Source organism: Promicromonospora kroppenstedtii DSM 19349, assembly GCF_000515355.1.
GTDB classification, from domain to species: Bacteria; Actinomycetota; Actinomycetes; order Actinomycetales; family Cellulomonadaceae; genus Promicromonospora; species Promicromonospora kroppenstedtii.
Window position 1 is genome coordinate 54,787 of the sequence record NZ_KI911641.1, and the last position, 3,166, is coordinate 57,952.

5 protein-coding genes are annotated in these 3,166 nt (G+C 71.2%); 1 reads left to right on the plus strand and 4 read right to left on the minus strand.

The window, feature by feature from the left end; genetic code table 11:
* The 3 genes from PROKR_RS08045 to PROKR_RS08055 form a co-directional block, all read right to left on the minus strand.
* Positions 1-243, minus strand: a 243-nt coding sequence (locus PROKR_RS08045; protein WP_036961706.1) for a MarR family transcriptional regulator, incomplete at its 3' end; no start/stop codon positions are given.
* A 103-nt stretch (positions 244-346) separates the two neighbouring features.
* Positions 347-1,210 carry an alpha/beta fold hydrolase gene (locus tag PROKR_RS08050; protein ID WP_051432778.1) on the minus strand — a complete coding sequence of 288 codons (864 nt, stop codon included), beginning with the start codon at positions 1,208-1,210 and terminating at the stop codon, positions 347-349.
* An 83-nt stretch (positions 1,211-1,293) separates the two neighbouring features.
* A complete protein-coding gene (locus tag PROKR_RS08055; RefSeq protein WP_036961709.1) occupies positions 1,294-1,812 on the minus strand; it encodes a DnaJ family domain-containing protein in 519 nt (172 codons plus the stop codon).
* Between the two features lie 71 nt (positions 1,813-1,883).
* Here PROKR_RS08055 and PROKR_RS08060 point away from each other — a divergent pair, with 71 nt between their 5' ends.
* Entirely contained in the window at positions 1,884-2,492 is a 609-nt protein-coding gene (locus PROKR_RS08060; protein ID WP_036961711.1) for a TetR/AcrR family transcriptional regulator, read from the plus strand.
* A gap of 33 nt (positions 2,493-2,525) precedes the next feature.
* Here the strand turns inward: PROKR_RS08060 and PROKR_RS08065 are convergent, their stop codons facing one another.
* A complete protein-coding gene (locus PROKR_RS08065; RefSeq protein WP_036961713.1) occupies positions 2,526-2,984 on the minus strand; it encodes a methylglyoxal synthase in 459 nt (152 codons plus the stop codon).
* Positions 2,985-3,166: the final 182 nt, after the last annotated feature.

Below are 3,166 nucleotides of genomic sequence, written 5' to 3' on the forward strand. Positions count from 1 at the left end.
GTCCTCGACCAGGCCGTCGGCGGCGAAGGCGGCGACGGCGGTGTGGGCGCTCTGCACGGTGATGCGCGAACGGCGGGCCAGCTCGCTGAAGGAGACGTCCGGCGTCGCGCGGATGTGGCCGAGCAGACCGTACTTGCGGGTCGTCAGGCCGAGCGGCTTGAGCGCGTCGGCGAAGGCGGCGTCCCACACCCGGCTGACCGTGAGCAGGGCGACGGTCGGGCTGAACGGCGGTTTCTCGGGCATGGCAGCAGGCTAACGGCGCCCTGTCGGGGCGGCCCACCGCGCGAACGGACTGCCCCCGTTCTCGCCCGACCGTAGGTTCCGGCAGTGCCTCCCGGCCGACTTGTTACGGTGACGAAAGGTTCTCCGACCTGGGGTTTCGCGCATCCGCTCCGGCAGGGCCCGAGGCTCGCGCCGCCGCCCGCAGGAACGGCGCGACGTGGCCGAGCACGCGTTCCCGGTCGCTGAGCGTCGTCGCGTGGTCGTGCCCTTCGAGCTCCACGACCCGTGCGTTGCTGATGACGCGTGCCGCCTCGCGCGAGGCGTCCAGGCGTGCCTGGTCCCTGCCGCCCGCCAGCAGCAGGGTCGGTGTGGTGACGTGTGCGAGCCGGGCTGCCGGCACGCCTGGCTCGTGCTCGATCGCGGCGAGGATCGCGCGCATCGCCGCCGGGTCGTTCGCCCGGAACGCCAGTGAGGTCTGGGGGTCCAGCGGCGTTCCACGATGGCGTCCCCAGCCCTCGACGAACCCGGCCATGCCCCCGCGGCGCAGTGCCTCGTCGAAGTCCGGGAAGAACACCTCCGCGGGACCACCGGCGGTGCTGCGATGGGTGCCGCCGAGCGAGACGAACGACGTGAGCCGGTCGGGCCGGACGTCGAGGAGCGTGAAACCGATCCGTGCTCCGAGCGAGTAGCCGAGGTAGTGCGTCCGGGGGATCGCGAGCGCGTCCAGGACGGCCACGACGTCGGAGGCGAACCGCGCCGCGGTGTAGTCCGACGGCGACGGCGGGCGGCCGCTGCGTCCGTGTCCGCGAAGGTCCAGCGTGACGACCTGGTAATCGGCGAGGGCGTCGACGTACCCGAGGCCACGCCACACGACCTGGGAGAGTCCGGTGCCGTGCACCAGCACGACCGGTTCGCCGTCACCGTGGGTCCGGTAGGCGATCTCGGTTCCGTCAGGGGCCCGCACCACACCACGCCGCGTCTTGCTCACCAGCGGAGCGTAGCTGTCCGTGCGGGGCAGTCGGCTGCGGGTGCAGGCTGCGATCCGGGCGAGATCATCGACCTCGACACCGGCTACCGGCGCCGCCCGCGGCTGCGTCGTCGGCGACGGCTCTCGTCAGGTGCCTCCGCGCGGGCCCTTGCTCGCACCTCCGCGGCCCGCGCCCTGCGATCCGCCCAGGCGGCAACCGTCGCCTCGACGTCCCGCGGCATGGTGACCAGGGGTGGTCCGGCGGGCGGCTGGTAGCGCCCGCGAAGCACTCGCTGGTTGAACTCCTCGATCTCCTGGCGCACGTCCGCCTCGCTCCACAGCTCGTCGAGTCGTCCGTCCAGCGCGGCATCCTCCATACGCAGCTGGATCGATGGTGGCAGGAGCACGATCCGCTCGCGCTTCATGAGGTTCTTCAACCACCAGTCGGGATCGTGGCGGTCGGGCAGGTCGAGCGGCTTGCCGCTGCCGGGAAGGTTGTCGAACTCGCCACGTTCGATCGCGTTGCGGATGTGCATGTCGGCCAGCAGTGCGATCGCCACCTCCTCGTCGATGGCGACGGCGTACGGGTCGAAGAACTGGGGTGGCGGGTGCGAGTCGGTCATCGGCGCTCCGTCTCATGGTTTTGCGGTACGCGTGTATTATGTCAACTGTATTGCAAACGGAAGGGGCCAGGGTGCCGAAGTTGGTGGACCACCAGGAACGACGCGAGGCGATCGCCCGTGCGCTGTGGCGGGTCGTCGACCGGCACGGCTGGACCCGGGCGACCCTGCGTGAGGTCGCCGGCGAGGCAGGGGTCTCGCTGGGGATGCTGCAGCACTACTTCGCATCACGTACGGCGATGCTGACCTTCGCGATGGAGTTCGCGGCCGACCGGACCGCCGACCGGATCGCCCGCGGGCTGGCCGCGCTCGACCAGCCTCCGCACCCCAGGGACGTGCTGCGCCTGGTGCTCACGGAGATGCTGCCCCTGCACGCCGATGCCCGCGCCTCGTCCCGGATGAGCGCCGCCTACGTCCTGGAGGCCCTGCACGACCCGGAACTGCGCAAGCAGGCGACCCTCGGGCTCCGGGACGGCCGCTCCATGGTCGAGCGCCTTGTCCGGCAGGCGATCGCGCAGGGCCAGATCGCCCCGGACCGGGACCCGGACGTCGAGACGGACCTGATCGTCGCGCTGACCGGATTCACCCCGCTGCTCGAGCTCGAGGTGATCGAACCCCGGGCTGCGTTGGCGGCCATCGACCAGCATCTGGACCGCCTCTTCGGCTCCCTCGTCGGGCCCTGAGACAGGGGCGCCGGCCCCGGAGTGTCCGTCGGTTCAGGCGGGGTCCTCGGCGGTCTGGTCCCAGGACCGGGGTGTGAGGTCGGGGCGGCGGTTCTCGTAGTCGCTGGACAGGAGCGGTGAGGAGATGATCATGTCCGCGGTGGCCACGTTGCAGGCCATGGGCACGTTCCACACCGCACCGATCCGGAGCAGTGCCTTGACGTCCGGGTCGTGGGGCTGGGCTTCGAGCGGGTCCCAGAAGAAGATCAGCATGTCGAGTCCACCCTCGGCGATCCGTGCCCCGATCTGCTGGTCCCCGCCCACCGGTCCGGACAGGAACCGATGCACGGGAAGGCCGAGCTCGTACTCGAGCATCGTGCCGGTGGTGCCGGTCGCGTAGAGCTGGTGCTCGGCGAGCGTGTCCCGGTTGTACTCGGCCCAGCGCAGGAGCTCGACCTTCATGTTGTCGTGCGCGACCAGGGCGATGTGACGTTGCTTGGCGGCCGGGCTCATCGAGACCTCCGATCGGCGCCGGGGCAGGTCGTCGCGCTCACCCCGGCGCAGGCGTCGTACTCGAAGTATCTGGCCGCTGCCCGATGTTGTCACCCGGGTCGTGCTGTGCCGTCCCGGCTGTCGCGGCGGCCCTCGAGCCCAAGGAGCGGGACCCCCGTCCCCCAGGCCGGGGGTCCCGCTCC

What these genes read in the sequence shown, in the direction of transcription:
- PROKR_RS08055 (WP_036961709.1), bottom strand. Translation starts at nt 1,812, where the DNA reads ATGACCGACTCGCACCCGCCACCCCAGTTCTTCGACCCGTACGCCGTC.
- PROKR_RS08065 (WP_036961713.1), bottom strand. Translation starts at nt 2,984, where the DNA reads ATGAGCCCGGCCGCCAAGCAACGTCACATCGCCCTGGTCGCGCACGAC.